We start from the raw sequence: 15,553 nt of genomic DNA on the forward strand, positions 1-15,553 counted from the left end.
AGCTTACAATTGCGAGCTGCCCAAGGATTTAGCTGAGTCCACTCAGAAGAAAAGTATTTAACCTATTCTTTTCAGACGATTAGATGTTTCTTGTTTGCAAACAGTAGCTCAAATGACCATTTTAAGGTTAAGCAACAGGGAGGAGGAATTATTGTCTGAAGCTTCCATTCGAGCAAAGATCAAAGACCTATTCATAAAAGAGCACGACACTGCCTCAACCTTTTCGTCGGCTCGTAAAAATAGTGTAGGCAACGGACAGCTCAGCTACGAAGAAATGCTCGAAGATGCGCGTCTAATGTTAAAATTGAATAAAGCTGGCGAAAATGATTCCGAGTTTAATAACTGGGGTCATTGGGGGCAAATGCCGATTCCACAGATACTCGCTATTCAAGGACAGGTGATCGTAGATCTTTTTTCGATACCCGCGGAGGACTTTCCCTCGGTTTACGGCGTAACAATTGAACAGTTGAAACGACTGTGCCAAGAGAGGCTGGTTATCTTAAACGTCTTTGAAGATGGTGGGATCTCTAAAGACCTTCACGATGACTTAGAAATCAAGAATACACGCTATCTGCAGTTTCCAGAACTTGAACCTTTCTTTGACCAAGATGAATTTGGGACGCGCGTGCTAGGGACAAGACGCAAGAAACTTTTGAAGGAATTTGGTCTAAGCGACACAAACCAAGAAGCATACGTTGAACACTTCACGCGCCTTTTGCTGCCCGAGGTCCAAAACCATCCGCTAGATGAGTTGAATCAAGTTCTAGCCGGTTCTATGTCGACGTCCAAAAACGGAGCTGCAATTCGTCTTGCAAACAACCTTGTTTACATAGGCTTCTTCGGGACCAATGCGGACAAGCAGAAGCTGTATCGGCTTGAGAAGGCGAAAGACTACTCTGAAGTCCGGCATGAATGGCCATTCTTGGAACTGGCCAAATGGTCACGAGGTAGAAAGACGCATCTGGCGTCCCCGGTGACAGCGGCCTACGGAGGAACTTACAACACTACAGAGACAGAATTTCTTCTGCGTGAGAGATACCGCAGCCCCCTCGGTGAAAAAGAACACGCTAGCGATAGACGACGAATCTCTAACGAGCTTTATGCATTGGCTGAGTTTCAAGCAGTTGCTTCTGAAATCCGGATTAGCAAGCATACTAACATCGCGGATGAGCCCATCCGACTTTGGAAACAACCAGACAAATTTGAGAATTTCATTAGCTTCATAAAGGAGAGAAAGCCGGTTCTCTCAAAAATGGACCAGTTGATCTGGAAAAGTAAAAATCTACGCGTTTCAAGCGATGGGTCCTACGACTTTTCCGACTGGCGTACCTACCTTAAATTAGTACAAGAAGTCTACCGAGAAACCTCCAAAAACGATAGCTTTGCTGACCTAGTACTAATTGCTGGTGGCGGCGAAATGGGCAGAAGTCTGGCTCTTAACCATCTTGTTATGGGAAACCTTGAAACCGGGACTGAACTGTCTAGGCGGCAAGTTTTGAAATTTGGGATTGGCTTGGCTGGCCTCGTAACAGGTGGCTCTGTCGGCATGGTTTGTTCGAAGGAAGTCTTTGGTGATTTCGATGATGAGGAGAAATCTGCTCGCCGCGTAATTGCCAAACGAATGGGGGCGTTGGCCGATTTACCAATGCCCGACTACTTGATATGAGCTTCCTTTGCTGCCGAATGCGATTAGCTGTTTCTAGAACTCCTTGAATGTATCAAATTGGTGCAGACTTTTCTGGAAAAAAACCCGAAGAACTAGAGAAAATTTTGACTGTCGTGCGGCAGGCGCGTTCGGAACTGGACCATATCCTGAGCCTTGTTGCCAAAGAGATGTCGGAGATCGAAAAAGACGAAGAACGCGCCAAAGAAGTTGAACAGCGCTTTCGAGAGGAAGGCGCACAAAACCAGCTTTAACCGGTGTGAGAACAGGGGTAGAACATCGGGTATGAAAAAGTGGCCCCGGACCATCCCGTTTGATCTCAAGAAAAAGCTGGAAGCACTGCACGAATAATCGACGCAGGAACAAAACCTCACACTTCAATCACACCGCTAGTGTAGGCCATTGCATGAGTGGCACCACGCCACTTCTGGCCTCGGCAACTCGAGTCGGCCCTCAATTCAAAAACGACACGATCCTCTCGGGAGAATTCTTCGCGTTTTTCCTGCCGAAACCCCAACACTTGGCCACCAAACACGCAGCTTTCGGACTTTGTATCATGCATAAAAAGCAGGCCATTTACCAGTTTCTCAGCATCCTCCAAGGATACATCCCAGTACCCACACTCGAAGTACCCGGGCTTGCCTGAGACAGGGCTAACGTTTTGCCTTCCAAATCCACTTGGGCTTTTGCGGTTGATCACATGCATTACAAACACGAGGAACTCCTTCAAAACCGTTTAATGTACTAAGTGCTTTGCACACCGAGGCATGTATTGCCATTGACCGCCAAAAACTGGCGGAGTGCATAACGCTGTGGAACTGCGATAGTTACTTGGGGATATACTTATACGCAGGATCGGTCTCGCGAACGAGACTGCGCGCACTCGAGTTTTCAGGCAAAGCGTCGCTAGCTAAACTTTCTGCAGCATTGGCAATTCTCTTCAAAGCACCCACCGCCGCAATGGAAGCCCAAATGATGAAAAGAGGCCACGCAACATAAAGGATCACAAGGATGATCGCTGGGCCGCTGATATTGCCAATCATTTTCGTCGCCTTTTCGTTTAGGTTTCTTTGTCGCTTACTTGCTGATCAGAGCTTTCAATGCTGATTTCAGCACCTGACTGCATCTCTTCATGTCACACGCTTCACTCGACGGTGACATAAGAGCAAGCTCTTCAAACTCCTTGCGAAAACCGGACAAAAAATTTCAATAGTGCGATTATTTGGCGATATCAAGAAAGTGCCCGCGCTGCCGCTGGATATAGGGGACGGGAAAAGCAGCGCGGGCCCCCCGAAGGGGTGGTAGTCCCAAATAGGTAGCTCGCTGACCTGATCCGGCCCTGTGTCGCGGCGACGCAGGAAAGAAAAAACCCGCGCTGCCGAGATAAAAAAGCAAGCGCGGGTTGCCTCGCATTCGACCGGGTTCCCATTCACACAGGCGTCACGCGATACAAACAAGCCACTTTGGCGGCGTCGCCGTTCATGAACCAGTGTTCGGCGCGGGCGGTGGTCTCCGACAGCGACCGGGCCGGTCCAAACGCGCCCTGACCCTCAATTCCGCAACGATCACAGCGCCATTTGACGCCCACAGTGGTCCCGTTGTGCTGAATACCCCCATCGGGCACCCACCACACTGGAACGCGCTGGCAGCCATCGAGAGGCGCGTCGTCGGGCGTTTCGATTACGGTCAGGTGCATAGGAGGTTCGCCCATTGGTTGAGCGCGTCCCGCCGTTCGTCAAAGAACAGACGGTCGTTCGCGCCATAGATCGCGGTGGTTTCACCCAGAACGGTCGAGGCCGAATGGGCCAACAACGTCTGTTGCAGATACGGTGGCCAGCCAAACGCCCGCGCGCCATGCACAACAAGCCCTTTGCGCAAGCTATGCGGTACCCAGCCTTTTGCGCCCGCCTTCTTGAGCCAACGGTCGAGGTCCGCGCGGAATGGGCCCGTCCCGTGCTTGTTAGGAAAAACCCATTTGTAGTTATTGGCGGGCAACCGACCGATCCACACTTGCGCGGCGTCCGATAACGGCTGGGCAAACGGCTGGCTGGTTTTCATCCGATGGGCAGGCCAGACCAGCGCGTCGCCCTGAATTTCCGACCACTCCAACTCGGTGATCATGGCCCGACGGCAGCCGGTTAAGGCCAGCAGCGCCAGAGCCGCCGCCCGCTGTTTCGCCGCGACAGGTGAGCCGCCCCGGTACGCTTCACGCACACTCGCGTCCGCGTCCCGCCAGTGACGGTCACACCACGTCAGAAGGCCGCGAATTTCGTCCAGCGGTGGAATGGCGTGGCCTTGCCCCTTTGGGATCACCACGCGACGCGGCAGGAACGGACGGTCAATCAAATCCGTGTCCAGCAGATGCGCCTCGAAGTGCCGCGCGATGCGCAAAGGCGTCTCCTGCCCCGACTCGAGGCCATTCTTGACCCAGTGGGCCTGCAATTGCGGCCACAGGGACTTATTCAGGTCGCCAAGCTTCACGCCACCCAGAATGGGCTGGATATGACGGCGATAGGCGCTGAGATCGTGGTCCGGGTGCTTCAATTGGGTTTTGCGGGTTTTCCAGTAGTCCTGCCATGCCGCGTCGAATGTGTCGGTCACGCCGCGCGGGTCGATCCCCGCGTCAACTTGGGCCATAGCCGCATTTGCCGCCTTGCGTGCTTCACCCAACGACATGGATGGGTATTTTCCCAGATTGAGGGACAACCGCCGTCCGTGCATCCGGTAACGGATTTGCCATGTCTTGGTCGTCTTGCCCACGATCAGGACGAGATTGCGCGTCGCGTCGTCGGACACCACCAATTGAGACTTGCCCGGTGGTGGTTTGAGTTTGACCGGGGTCGTCGCTGCCATTTTCATATTCTGCCCTTTTTGACTGTTAGTGTCCATTTAACGTCCAACTGCCAGCCTTGACAACCAGTCAGGGCTGGTGGGGTAGAAGGTCTTGAAAACAAACGTCGATCAGAAACGGGGTGCTGCACTTGTTGATTTTTGTTCATTTTTCAGAAACTTACCAGTCGGTTACGGATTTACAAAAGGCCCGAAGTTACCGAAAGTTAACCCCTAGACCGATTACGCCTAATACTAGCAGCATAAACTTCGATCATCCAACCCAGCATGATGGCATTCAGGATGTGCCACATGAAATGCGTGCCCAATGGCCATTGCCCGCAAACCGGCAAGTCCAGCGCACGGAAGGTGATTGAAAGGATCAGTATCAACGCTCCAACAGACATTCCTTTGGCAAGGACCGGGTCTCGGCCCCGCAGCAGGGTCGCATAGATCAGGATGAGCAGAGGAATCGGCGCATAGCCTGCCGATCCCCCCAACCCGGGAATAAGCTGAAACAGCGGAACGGTTGCTGCCGCGTAGGGAAAGAAAAGCAACGTCCCTCCGAACGCCAACCCCGACGACATCCGCCAGATGTTTTTGTTCACGGCAAAAATGTAAACCAGGATGAACAGAAGGATCGGAGCCACATCTGCCAGGGCCGCCCAGACCTGAGCATGCGTGTGAAACAGATAGCTGCCGATTCCGATCATCGCCAGAAGCGCAACAAGGATCATGGCCAGTGGCATGTCCTGATTGCGAACCCGCCTCCACATGATCCAAGCAGAAATCAGAAAAGCTGCGTTTGTAATCGCGTTTATTGGCTCTGCCCAATAGTCCGGAGACAGCCGTTCACAATAGCCATCAATTTCTCGAATCCAATCCATGGAAATTTACATAGCCGATGCTAGGCTGCTGCCAAGACACCATTTTGGAGGAAATTTGGAATGAACATTATTTGGCTGGGGCATGGTAGTTTCCGCATCGAAACCCAGGGACAGGTTCTATTGATTGACCCCTGGCTAACCGGCAATCCCGTTCTAGCGGAAGATCAGCACGACGCGGCGTTGGATGGGGCCACCCATATCCTTTTGACGCATACCCATTTTGACCATGTGGCTGATGTACTGCCTCTGGCCAAACACCTGAAAATCCCCGTCGTCGGTCAGTACGATCTGATGGGATACTGGAACGAAGCCGAAAGCATCGAGACCATCGGCTTCAACAAAGGCGGCACCGTCGATCTGAACGGGGTCAAGGTCACGATGGTTCCGGCGTCTCACAGCTCGACTTTTTCAACTCCAGACGGGCTGCGTACCGGCGGCAGTGAGGTTGGTTTCATGATCGCAGCTGAGGGGCACATGCTTTATGTCTCGGGCGACACGGACATCATGGCCGATATGGATTGGATGGGAGATTATTACAAACCTGACATCGGCATATTGTCAGCTGGCGGGCATTTCACGATGGAAATGAAAGCCACAGCCTACGCGGCCAAGCGCTACTTCAACTTCAAAACGGTTATTCCGTGCCATTACAAGACCTTCCCGATCCTCGAACAATCAGCACAGTCGCTGATTGACGGGCTGCCGGAGGTCAACGTGATTGAGCCCGTAGTGATGCAGCCAATCAAACTGTAGGCGGGGCTTCAGCCCGGCACGTCTTTGCGGCGCGAAGCAAAGAAGTCTTTCAAAAGCTCTGCTGCTTCGTCACCGGCGATCCCATCGTAAATCTCGGGTACGTGATGCGCCTGCGGGTGTGAGAACACGCGCGCGCCGTGTGCCACACCCCCTGACTTGGGATCGGCCGCGCCGTAGTAAATCCGCCTTATGCGCGCGGCTGCCATGGCCGCTGCACACATCGCACAGGGTTCCAGCGTGACGTAGAGATCATGGTCCGGCAACCGCTCGGACCCTGCACGCGCGCATGCCTCCCGTAGGGCAAGAATTTCGGCATGCGCGGTTGGGTCGTTCAATTCGCGCGTCCGGTTTCCTGCCGCTGCAACAACGGAACCGTCCGGTCCGACGATAACGGCCCCTACTGGCACCTCGCCGCGATCCGCTGCCGCGCGTGCCTCGGCCAGAGCCTGATCCATATGCGATTTGAACATCATGCCCCTGACTGCATCAGAAACCTGCCTTTCGCAAGCGCGCGGGATGCGGTATGGGCCTGACATGAACAAGACCCCTCCTCCTGGCGACCGGATCGCCAAAGTTCTGGCCCGTGCTGGCATCGCATCGCGGCGTGAGGCTGAGCGCATGATCGAAGCAGGCCGTGTGGCCGTGAATGGCAAGATCATCGATAGCCCTGCCCTGAACGTCACGGCAAAAGACAAGATCGTTGTCGATGGCAAGCCCGTCTCGGAACCCGAGCCCTCGCGCCTGTGGTTGTACCACAAGCCTACGGGATTGGTGACAACCACGCGCGACGAAAAAGGCCGCGAAACGATTTTCGACAAGCTGCCCGAAGATATGCCGCGGGTTATGAGCGTCGGACGGCTTGACCTGAACTCCGAAGGATTGCTGCTGCTGACCAATGATGGCGGGATCAAGCGCAAGCTTGAACTGCCCTCAACCGGTTGGCTGCGCAAGTACCGCGTACGGGTGAATGGTCGCCCGAAAGACGAAGATTTCGAACCGCTGCGCAAAGGTCTGGTCATCGAAGGCGAACGGTTTCAGCCTATGACCGTGTCGCTGGATCGTCAGCAAGGGGCCAATGCATGGCTGACCATTGGTCTGCGGGAAGGCAAGAACCGCGAAATCCGCCGCGCGATGGAAGATATCGGCTTCACAGTGAACCGCCTGTTGCGCGTGTCTTACGGCCCGTTCCAATTGGGCAGCCTGAAGCAGGGCGAGGTTGAAGAGATCCGCCGCCGTGTGATGCGCGATCAACTTGGGCTGGACGGAGACGTCAAACCCGATGCCGCACCAAAACGCACTGCCCGACCGCAAAGAAAACGGGCACCAATCGGCAAGAAACCTCGCAAGTGATGCTGGTTCGACAACCTTCCCCCTAGCGCTAAGCCCTCGCATCCCCTAAATTTTCAGTGAATGCTGCTGTTTGGGGGGCGTGATGTCCGGAAGCGGAGTGCAAAAACTCGCCTACGCTGTCTTGTTGCTGCTGTTGCTTGGTGTCTGCACCGGCCTGCTTGGGGGGCTGTAGGCCATGGCAAAGCGGTTTGGCGGCAAGTACAGCCCGCAGGGCGATACCTCGGGCGATTCACCTCTGCCAAGGGGGCAATTTGACGGCGCACGGGTTGAACCTGCTGGTGCGCGGGCGAACCTTCTGTTTCTTCCGGCCATTCCTTTGGTGTTTTTATCGCTGAACGATGGTGCGATCGGCATGACCATCGGGCTGATCGCAGCTGGTATCTTGACAGCTGCCGCGTTCCTGCTGCGCGAAGGTCTGCGGGCCGAAGCTGCGTATAACGCCCGAAAGACCGCCCGACGGCCTGCTTTTCCGCGCAAGATATTTGCAAGCATTCTGACTGGTCTGGGTGCAGGGCTAGCCACGTACAGGACCGAGTTTCTGGATGCAGAAACCGCCGCACAAGCCAGCTTGTTGGCCCCGGTGCTATTCGGAGTGGCGGCAACCGTTCTGCACGCGGTCTCATTCGGCATTGATCCGATGAAAGACAAAGGCATGGAAGGGATCGACACCTTTCAACAAGACCGAGTGGCCCGCGTTGTCGATGATGCCGAGAAACATCTGTCTGAGATGACCGACGCCATCAAACGCGCAGGCGACCGCAGGGTCGAAGCCCGCGTCGAACGGTTTCAGGACACCGCGCGGGATCTGTTCCGCACGGTCGAAGAAGATCCCCGCGATCTGGCCGGTGCCAGAAAGTACCTGACTGTCTATCTGCAGGGCGCACGGGACGCGACCGTCAAGTTTGCTGACGTCTACGCCCGAACCCGCGATGCGCAAGCGCTTGCGGACTATTCTGCGCTGCTTGACGATCTGGAACAGAATTTCGCTGCGCGTACGCGCAAAATGCTATTGGATGACCGCAGTGATCTGACGGTTGAAATTGACGTGCTGCGCGAAAGGTTGCAGCGCGAAGGCGTCCGGTTGGACTGACCGGCCATTATTTGAGCGAGGAACATCCCCATGTCCGATGAGATCAAGAACAAGGCAGTTCAGGCCGAAACTCTGGTGCAGGAAGTCACAGCCGTTGCTTTGCCTGAACCTCAGGCCGAGGTCGTGTCGCTGGAAGACGCCGACGAACCCGTCAGCGCCGAGATCCGCAAGCGGATGGACGAGATCGACATGGGCAATACCAACTCGATCGTGTCTTTTGGGTCATCTGCACAAGCAGAGTTGCAGGAAATCAGCCAGGCGATGCTGGCCGATGTGCGCAACAAGGATGTGGGCCCCGCCGGGGACAGCCTGCGCAACATCGTGACCACGATACGAGGGTTCTCGGTCAGTGAACTGGACGTGCGCCGCGAACGCAGCTGGTGGGAAAAACTGCTGGGCAAGGCCGCGCCGTTTGCCAAGTTCACCGCCCAATACGAAGAAGTTCAGGGCCAGATTGACCGCATAACCGACGACCTTCTGAGCCATGAGCACACCCTGCTGAAAGACATCAAATCGCTTGATCTGCTGTATGAAAAGACGTTGGGCTTTTATGACGAACTGGCACTCTATATCGCGGCCGGTGAAGAAAAGCTGACCGAATTGGACAGCCACGACATACCGGAAAAAGAGGCTGAAGTTGAAGCCGCGCCCGAAGATCAACAGGTTATGAAAGCGCAGGAACTGCGCGACATGCGCGCCGCGCGCGACGATCTGGAACGCCGGGTTCATGACCTGAAGCTGACCCGCCAGGTCACGATGCAGTCGCTGCCCTCAATCCGGTTGGTGCAGGAAAACGACAAGTCGCTGGTGACCAAGATCAATTCGACGCTGGTGAACACCGTGCCTCTGTGGGAAACCCAACTGGCGCAGGCCGTCACCATCCAGCGCAGCGCCGAGGCTGCCGCTGCCGTGCGTGACGCCAACGATCTGACAAACGAACTTCTGACCTCGAACGCGGCCAACTTGCGCGAATCCAACAAGATGATCCGCGAAGAGATGGAGCGCGGTGTGTTCGACATCGAGGCCGTCAAGCAGGCCAATGCTGACCTGATCGGAACTATCAACGAAAGCCTGGCGATTGCGGACGAAGGAAAAGCGAAACGCGCGGCGGCTGAGGTTGAATTGCAAAAGATGGAGACCGAATTGCGTGACACGCTGGCCGCTGCCAAAGCGCGCCGGGACGGGATTGGTGACAATTCCGGTACGTCGGTTCCTGGCTAAAGGCGGGATCCGCGTGCGGCGCTTCAACTCTCTGAAACTTGCGTTAGGGGTGACTTCGGTATTGGCCTTGGCCAATTGCGATGAAACCCTGACATCCACTGTTGCGCCGCAACCCCGGCCCGAACCCGCACCGACAGCGGCGAATGCGTATGTACCGCCCTCTGCCGCCAGTCAGGATCTGGCGCGTTTCTACCAGCGGGTTGAACGCGACCTTCTGGTTCGAGGGCTGTTGCGCACAGATGGCGGCGGACCGGATACGCCCTATGATGCCGACGATCTGGCCCGGAACTTCGAAGCAATCGCGTTTTACAGCGAATATCCGACGCAGAGTGTTTCGATCGGTTCTCGCCAAACAGATGGGCAGCTGAGCCGTTGGTCCGGCCCCGTGCGCATCCAGACCGAGTTTGGCCCTTCGGTTTTGCCCGAAACGCGGACTAAGGACGCGGATCAGGTTCGCGTGTTCGCAGGCCGTCTGGCCGGTTTGACCCAGCACCCGATTTCGGTTGTGTCGCGCAACGCCAACTTCCATGTCTTTTTCGCAGGCAAGGACGACAGCGCCTATGTCGCGTCGCGCCTGAAGCAATTGATCCCGAATATCAGCCAGGCTTCGCTGGATCTTGTTGCCAACCCACGCGCCAATTTCGACTGTCTGGTCTTTGCCTCCGCGACCAGGGCGTCGCCCTACAAATATGTGCGTGCAGTCGCGTTGATCCGGGCCGAACTGACCGATCTGGTGCGTCGCAGTTGTATTCACGAAGAGATTGCGCAGGGACTTGGTCTGTCCAATGACAGCCCCGCAGCACGGCCTTCGATTTTCAACGATGATGATGAGTTTGCGCTGCTGACCAGCCATGACGAGAAACTGTTGACGATGCTGTATGATCAGCGCCTGCAACCTGGTGTGGGCGTGGATGATGCGCGCCCCGTCGTACGTATTATTGCCCGCGAGTTAATGGGTCAGCCGCTCTGACCCCAAGGACAGGAGAACCCAAATGGGAATTTTCGATTTTCTGACCGGAGAATTCATTGACGTTATTCATTGGGTGGATGACACCCGTGATACGATGGTCTGGCGGTTTGAGCGTGAGGGGCACGAGATCAAGTACGGCGCCAAACTGACCGTGCGCGAAGGTCAAGCAGCAGTATTTGTGCATGAAGGGCAATTGGCCGACGTATTCACGCCGGGTCTCTATATGCTTGAGACCAACAACATGCCGATCATGACCACACTTCAGCATTGGGATCACGGCTTTCAGTCGCCGTTCAAATCCGAGATCTATTTCGTCAACACAACTCGGTTCAACGACCTGAAATGGGGTACCAAAAACCCGATCATGCTGCGCGATCCCGAGTTCGGGCCAACCCGTATTCGGGCCTATGGCACCTACACGGTGCGTGTAAAGGACCCAGCCAAGTTCCTTGTCGAAATCGTCGGGACAGATGGCGAATTCACAATGGATGAAATCAGCTTTCAGGTGCGCAATATCATCGTGCAGGAGTTCAGCCGCGTCATCTCGGGCTCAGGCATTCCAGTGCTGGACATGGCCGCAAACACCGCCGATCTGGGCAAGCTGATCGCTGCCGAAGTTTCGCCGGTCTTGGACAGCTATGGGCTGGAAATGCCGGAGTTTTACATTGAAAACATCTCGCTGCCCCCGGCGGTTGAGGCAGCGCTGGATAAGCGGACCTCGATGGGGTTGGCGGGCGATCTGGGTAAGTTCACACAGTATTCCGCTGCAGAGGCAATGACGGCTGCGGCCAATAATCCGGGTCAAGGCGGCGGCATGGGGGCTGGTCTTGGCATGGGTATGGGCATGGCGATGGCACAGCAAATGTCGAACATGGCAGCGAGCCAGCCGAGCGGCCCGTGGGGATCGCCCGCCCCCGCTGCCCCGCAACCGGTAGCACATGCGGCACCGCCTCCTCCGCCACCTGTCGAACATGTGTGGCATATCGCTGTGGATGGTCAGACAAGTGGGCCGTTTTCCAAAGCCAAGATGGGACGCATGGCCAGCGAAGGCGAACTGACACGTGACACATATGTCTGGACCGCAGGACAAGACGGTTGGAAAAAGGCAGGCGACGTGCAGGAACTTGCGCAGTTGTTCACAATCCTGCCGCCTCCTCCGCCTGGAACGTGAACAAACACGGTCTTCCTTCCTATTCATCATGACCACCGGGTAATTCATGACACACGTCACCGCCCCTGACCCGACCGAACACCGTTTCCCCTGCGACCAGTGTGGCGCTGACTACCGGTTCAACCCTGGTGATGGTACCTTAACCTGTGATCATTGCGGGCATTCCGAGCCGATCAGTGCCGGGCCGTGGGGCGGTGCAAGTCTGCGAGAGCTGGACTTTGACGCCGCCATCGCTGACCGCCTGCCGGACAGCGAGATCGAGGAAACCCGCGTTCTGTCCTGCCCAAACTGTGCCGCGCAGGTGGAGTTCGACCCGAACACCCATGCAGCAGAATGCCCGTTTTGCGCCACGCCGGTCGTGACAGATACCGGGATCAACCGGCATATCAAACCAAAAGGCGTATTGCCTTTTGCATTCGACGAACGATCAGCCCACAAGGCGATGGGCGATTGGTTGGGGCGACTGTGGTTCGCACCAAACGGGTTGAAGGAATATGCCCGCAAAGGGCGCAAGATGCAGGGTATTTACGTGCCCTATTGGACCTTCGACGCCGACACCAAGTCTTCGTATCGCGGCGAACGCGGCACTGTCTATTATGAAACCCGCACCGTAATGCGAGACGGCAAGCGGGTTCAGCAACAAGTGCCAAAGGTACGCTGGACCTCCAAGTCCGGCCGCGTCGCGCGGTTTTTTGACGACGTGTTGGTTCTGGCGTCTAAGTCGCTTCCAAAACGCTACACCGACGCGCTGGAGCCCTGGGATCTGCCCGCGCTGGAGCCTTATCAGCCCGAATACCTGGCCGGTTTCCGTGCTGAAGCCTACAGCGTTGAACTGCGGGAAGGATACGCCGAAGCCCGCGCCCATATGGCGCGCGTAATTGAACGGGACGTTCGTTTTGACATCGGCGGGGACCGTCAGCGCATTCATGCGGTCGATACAGATGTGCGTGATGTCACGTTCAAGCATATCCTTCTGCCGGTTTGGATGGCCGCCTATAAATACCGCGGCCAGACCTACCGATTTGTGGTCAATGGCCGGACCGGACGGGTTCAAGGCGAACGTCCTTGGTCAGCGATCAAAATCACCATCGCTGTTGTACTAGGTTTGTTGGTGGCTGCGGGTGTCGGGTATTTGGCCGCCACCGGGCAATAGTCGGACCTGCGGACAGGCTTGTGCATCGGGCAAAGCCCGGTCATGTTCAGCGCGGAAACAAAGGGATGGGTCTGCCGTGTCGTTAGCTGAACTGAATACTCTGCTGAAAGACCGCTATTCCTGTCGGGCGTTTCTGTCAGAACCAGTACCGCGAGCGCAGATCGAACAGATCGTCACCAGCGCATCCCAAGTCCCTAGCTGGTGCAATGCGCAACCCTGGCAATTGGTGATCACCAGCGCAGATGAAACAGATGCGTTCCGTAAAGCAATGTTAGCTGAAGCTGTCAGCGGAACGCCAGCACCGGATCTGCCGTTTCCAACCTCCTACTCGGGCGTGTACCAGGATCGCCGCCGCGCCTGTGGTTGGGCGCTTTACGAAGCCGTGGGCGTGGAACGCGGGGACCGCGCCGGGTCGGCGCAGCAAATGATGCAGAACTTTGCCCTGTTTGGCGCACCGCATTGTGCCATCCTTTCAAGCCCGGCAGAACTTGGCCCCTATGGCGCCATGGATTGCGGTGGTTTTGTTACGGCCTTCACGCTGGCCGCGCAAGCGTTGGGGATCGCGACCATACCACAAGCCGCATTGGCTACTTACGGTCCATTCTTGCATCGCTATTTTCAGATCCCCGAAGACCGCTTGATCCTGTGCGCGATTTCTTTTGGCTATGCGGACCCTGATCATCCCGCAAATAACTTTCGCACAGAACGCGCCGCACCAAGTGACTTTGTGGAATGGCGGGATTAAACAATCCCAGAGGTTGGCTTTTGCATAACAAGGAGGAATCCCTTGCGCGCAGTATTGCAGAGGGTGTCGCATGCCAAAGTGTCGGTCGATGGCACTGTCACAGGATCATGTGGACAGGGGTTGATGATTCTTGTTTGCGCCATGCAGGGCGACGGCAACGAGCAGGCCAAGAAGCTTGCCGAAAAGGCGGCCAAGATTCGTATCTTCAAAGATGATGCGGGGAAAATGAACCGCTCACTTCGGGATATTGGCGGATCGGCTTTAGTGATCAGCCAGTTTACACTCGCCGCCGATACAAAAAGCGGCAACCGGCCGGGGTTTTCAACTGCAGCCCCGCCGGATCAGGGTGAACGCCTGTATAAAGAATTTGCAAATCACCTTTCCGCACAAGGTGTTGCGGTGGAAACGGGGCAGTTTGGGGCTGATATGGCGGTCGAACTTGTAAACGACGGCCCTGTTACGATCTGGATTGAGAATTGATGGATATCACAAAGCAAGCCGTTTCGTTTTGGCAGGCCGGAGTTGATGCGGTCGATGGGTTCGCTGCCACCAAGGCCGCACTGCCGGATGTTCCCAAGCCCGATCGGATTCTCGCCGTTGGGAAACCTGCTGCCGCCATGGCACGTGCGGCGCTGGCTCAGTTTGGTCCGGTCCCCACTCTTGTGGTCACCAAAGACGAACACGGTCGCGATCTCCCCGAGTCGGTCGAGGTGATCGAGGCCTCTCATCCGGTGCCGGATGACCGCAGCCTTGCGGGTGGGCGCGCGCTCCGCGTTGCGATGGAGCAGATGCCGCCGGGCTCTCATGTCCTTCTGTTGGTTTCAGGCGGCGCGTCCTCGTTGGCCGAGGATCTTCTGACCGGCACGTCTTTACACGATCTGGAAGCGTTGAACCGCAGACTGCTGTCTGAGGGGATGGACATTCGGGCAATGAACGCCGAGCGGCGCAAGCTGTCACGCATCAAGGGCGGCGGTTTGCTGTCTCATTTCAAAGGTGCACACGCGACTGTTCTGGCGATTTCAGACGTGCCCGGCGACGATCTCAATGTCATTGGCTCGGGCATTGGAGCTTTGCCAGATGACTACAGCTTCACGGCGACGACACAGATCGTGGCGTCAAACGCACATGCCCGAAATGCGGCTGCCTTAGCAGCAAGCGAAGCGGGTCAAACGGTACTGGCCAATGACGAAGCGCTGCACGATGACTATCTGCGAGTGGCGGCAAAGCTTGGATCGATGCTACGCGGCATGGACAAGGGTGTGATGATCTTTGGCGGTGAACCGACCGTGGTTCTACCCGGTCACCCAGGGCGCGGTGGGCGAAATCAGGCACTGGCGCTTGCATTGGCCAAAGAGATCTCAGGTCAAACGAACCTGACGGTTGTTGTTGGTGGTACAGATGGCACGGACGGCCCAACAAACGCAGCCGGAGGGATCGTGACTGGCGCAACCTGGGTGGACGCAGCCGAAACCTACCTTCAAAACGCTGACAGCGGTACTTTTCTGGATTCAGCGGGTGCGCTTTTGGTGACGGGACCAACCGGGACCAACGTAATGGACCTAATTGTCGCAATACGCGTATGATTTGACGCATATTCCTACACTTTGTTCCATCAAGAACCGAAAATGAAAGAATATGCAGACGGTTTCTCGATATACAGATCGCGAAGGCGGCGTTCGTGACGTCATCGTGAAGACCATCGTTTTCAGTGCACGCGCGAA

The 15,553-nt window shown here is 56.0% G+C and carries 17 protein-coding genes; 12 read left to right on the plus strand and 5 right to left on the minus strand.

Translation table 11 applies throughout. The features are described 5' to 3' along the window. Window positions 1–151: 151 nt before the first annotated feature. Window positions 152–1,666 (plus strand): hypothetical protein, encoded by a 1,515-nt coding sequence (locus tag ACXADZ_RS12835; protein WP_475196874.1) that lies wholly within the window; start codon window positions 152–154, stop codon window positions 1,664–1,666. 47 nt (window positions 1,667–1,713) lie between these two features. Then, window positions 1,714–1,917 (plus strand): hypothetical protein, encoded by a 204-nt coding sequence (locus ACXADZ_RS12840; RefSeq protein WP_475196876.1) that lies wholly within the window; start codon window positions 1,714–1,716, stop codon window positions 1,915–1,917. 573 nt (window positions 1,918–2,490) lie between these two features. Here the strand turns inward: ACXADZ_RS12840 and ACXADZ_RS12845 are convergent. The 4 genes from ACXADZ_RS12845 to ACXADZ_RS12860 form a co-directional block, all read right to left on the minus strand. Further along, window positions 2,491–2,706, minus strand: coding sequence for a hypothetical protein (locus ACXADZ_RS12845; protein ID WP_475196877.1), 216 nt, complete (start codon window positions 2,704–2,706; stop codon window positions 2,491–2,493). 386 nt (window positions 2,707–3,092) lie between these two features. Further along, window positions 3,093–3,359, minus strand: coding sequence for a hypothetical protein (locus ACXADZ_RS12850; RefSeq protein WP_475196879.1), 267 nt, complete (start codon window positions 3,357–3,359; stop codon window positions 3,093–3,095). Continuing rightward, the gene (locus ACXADZ_RS12855) at window positions 3,350–4,516 is read right to left on the minus strand and encodes a tyrosine-type recombinase/integrase (RefSeq protein WP_475196881.1); all 1,167 of its coding nucleotides are present in this window, start codon (window positions 4,514–4,516) and stop codon (window positions 3,350–3,352) included. The genes ACXADZ_RS12850 and ACXADZ_RS12855 overlap by 10 nt, the downstream gene beginning before the upstream one ends. 203 nt (window positions 4,517–4,719) lie before the next feature. After that, the gene (locus tag ACXADZ_RS12860) at window positions 4,720–5,379 is read right to left on the minus strand and encodes a ceramidase domain-containing protein (protein WP_475196883.1); all 660 of its coding nucleotides are present in this window, start codon (window positions 5,377–5,379) and stop codon (window positions 4,720–4,722) included. 60 nt (window positions 5,380–5,439) lie between these two features. Between ACXADZ_RS12860 and ACXADZ_RS12865 the strand changes: the two genes are divergently transcribed. Beyond that, window positions 5,440–6,132 (plus strand): metal-dependent hydrolase, encoded by a 693-nt coding sequence (locus tag ACXADZ_RS12865; protein ID WP_475196884.1) that lies wholly within the window; start codon window positions 5,440–5,442, stop codon window positions 6,130–6,132. Between the two features lie 8 nt (window positions 6,133–6,140). Here ACXADZ_RS12865 and ACXADZ_RS12870 read toward each other — a convergent pair whose 3' ends face one another. Beyond that, a complete protein-coding gene (locus ACXADZ_RS12870) occupies window positions 6,141–6,605 on the minus strand; it encodes a nucleoside deaminase (protein WP_171092535.1) in 465 nt (154 codons plus the stop codon). Between the two features lie 61 nt (window positions 6,606–6,666). Between ACXADZ_RS12870 and ACXADZ_RS12875 the strand changes: the two genes are divergently transcribed. The 9 genes from ACXADZ_RS12875 to ACXADZ_RS12915 all read left to right on the plus strand — a co-directional run bounded on the left by ACXADZ_RS12875 (window position 6,667) and on the right by ACXADZ_RS12915 (window position 15,415). Beyond that, window positions 6,667–7,482: a pseudouridine synthase gene (locus ACXADZ_RS12875; RefSeq protein ID WP_475196886.1), complete on the plus strand. Its 816-nt coding sequence runs from the start codon at window positions 6,667–6,669 to the stop codon at window positions 7,480–7,482. Window positions 7,483–7,657: 175 nt separating this feature from the next. Then, the gene (locus ACXADZ_RS12880) at window positions 7,658–8,572 is read left to right on the plus strand and encodes a 5-bromo-4-chloroindolyl phosphate hydrolysis family protein (RefSeq protein ID WP_475196887.1); all 915 of its coding nucleotides are present in this window, start codon (window positions 7,658–7,660) and stop codon (window positions 8,570–8,572) included. A 30-nt stretch (window positions 8,573–8,602) separates the two neighbouring features. Continuing rightward, a complete protein-coding gene (locus ACXADZ_RS12885) occupies window positions 8,603–9,793 on the plus strand; it encodes a toxic anion resistance protein (RefSeq protein ID WP_171092540.1) in 1,191 nt (396 codons plus the stop codon). Window positions 9,794–9,842: 49 nt separating this feature from the next. After that, window positions 9,843–10,763: a DUF2927 domain-containing protein gene (locus ACXADZ_RS12890; protein ID WP_371732108.1), complete on the plus strand. Its 921-nt coding sequence runs from the start codon at window positions 9,843–9,845 to the stop codon at window positions 10,761–10,763. A gap of 22 nt (window positions 10,764–10,785) precedes the next feature. Beyond that, window positions 10,786–11,934 (plus strand): SPFH domain-containing protein, encoded by a 1,149-nt coding sequence (locus ACXADZ_RS12895; RefSeq protein ID WP_475196890.1) that lies wholly within the window; start codon window positions 10,786–10,788, stop codon window positions 11,932–11,934. A 46-nt stretch (window positions 11,935–11,980) separates the two neighbouring features. Beyond that, a complete protein-coding gene (locus ACXADZ_RS12900; protein ID WP_475196891.1) occupies window positions 11,981–13,087 on the plus strand; it encodes a TFIIB-type zinc finger domain-containing protein in 1,107 nt (368 codons plus the stop codon). A 76-nt stretch (window positions 13,088–13,163) separates the two neighbouring features. Then, window positions 13,164–13,832, plus strand: a complete 669-nt coding sequence (locus ACXADZ_RS12905) for a nitroreductase (RefSeq protein ID WP_475196893.1) — start codon at window positions 13,164–13,166, stop codon at window positions 13,830–13,832. Window positions 13,833–13,874: 42 nt separating this feature from the next. Then, the gene (gene dtd, locus ACXADZ_RS12910) at window positions 13,875–14,312 is read left to right on the plus strand and encodes a D-aminoacyl-tRNA deacylase (RefSeq protein WP_475196895.1); all 438 of its coding nucleotides are present in this window, start codon (window positions 13,875–13,877) and stop codon (window positions 14,310–14,312) included. Next, entirely contained in the window at window positions 14,312–15,415 is a 1,104-nt protein-coding gene (locus ACXADZ_RS12915) for a glycerate kinase type-2 family protein (protein ID WP_475196897.1), read from the plus strand. The genes dtd and ACXADZ_RS12915 overlap by 1 nt, the downstream gene beginning before the upstream one ends. Window positions 15,416–15,553: the final 138 nt, after the last annotated feature.

The sequence above is a fragment of the Ruegeria sp. ABM4_193 genome, from assembly GCF_056158705.1.